Here is a 652-nt window from a genome sequence, read left to right as displayed (position 1 = left end):
CGCCCAGGGGGCGAGGTCGCGCCGCGCGCCGCGCCACAGCGGCACCAGCAACCCGCTGAAGGCGGCGATGCCGCCGAAGAACAGCGCGTGCCCCGGCGGCAGCGCCACGCTGTTGCCCAGCACATGGCCGCCGATCGTCGCCATCTGCCAGGCGAACCACAGCGACAGGCCGATGCCGAGCAGATAGCCCGCGTCGCGCCCACCCGCCCGCTGCTCGGCGACGCCGAGGGCGAAGGAATGGTCCACCAGCGTCGCCAGCGTGCCCCAGAGCCGCCAGCCGCGCAGCCGGTCGAGCCAGGGCGCCAGCGCCGCGCCCATCGGCGCCAGGCGGATGTTCACCACCGCCGCCGCCAGGGTCACCGCCAGCACCGGCGCCGGGTCGGCCCAGAGCTCCAGCGCCAGCAGCTGCGAGGCGCCGGCATAGACGATCATCGACATCAGCAGCGTCTCGGCCAGCGACAGCCCCTTGCCGGCCGAGAGCACGCCGACCACCAGGCCGAAGGGCAGCAGCCCGAGCCACAGCGGCAGCGCGGTGCGCGCGCCGCGCCAGATTCCGGCGCGGGTGAACACCACCGGCCCGCGCGACGCGGTGGCGGCGGCGGCGGGGGAGGGCTCAGCCACGGCGTGCCTCCAGCAGCCGCGTCTCGGCCTC

At 76.4% G+C, this 652-nt stretch carries 1 protein-coding gene; it reads right to left on the bottom strand.

What is annotated here, in order from left to right; translation table 11 throughout:
• A partial coding sequence (locus HMPREF0731_RS22550; RefSeq protein ID WP_007006592.1) for an AzlC family ABC transporter permease occupies positions 1 to 621 on the bottom strand: 621 nt, incomplete at its 3' end.
• Between the last annotated feature and the right edge of the window lie 31 nt (positions 622 to 652).

Source organism: Pseudoroseomonas cervicalis ATCC 49957 (assembly GCF_000164635.1).
Taxonomy (GTDB): Bacteria; Pseudomonadota; Alphaproteobacteria; order Acetobacterales; family Acetobacteraceae; genus Pseudoroseomonas; species Pseudoroseomonas cervicalis.
Note: the sequence above shows the minus strand (reverse complement) of the source record. Positions and strands in the feature narration are given on the sequence as shown.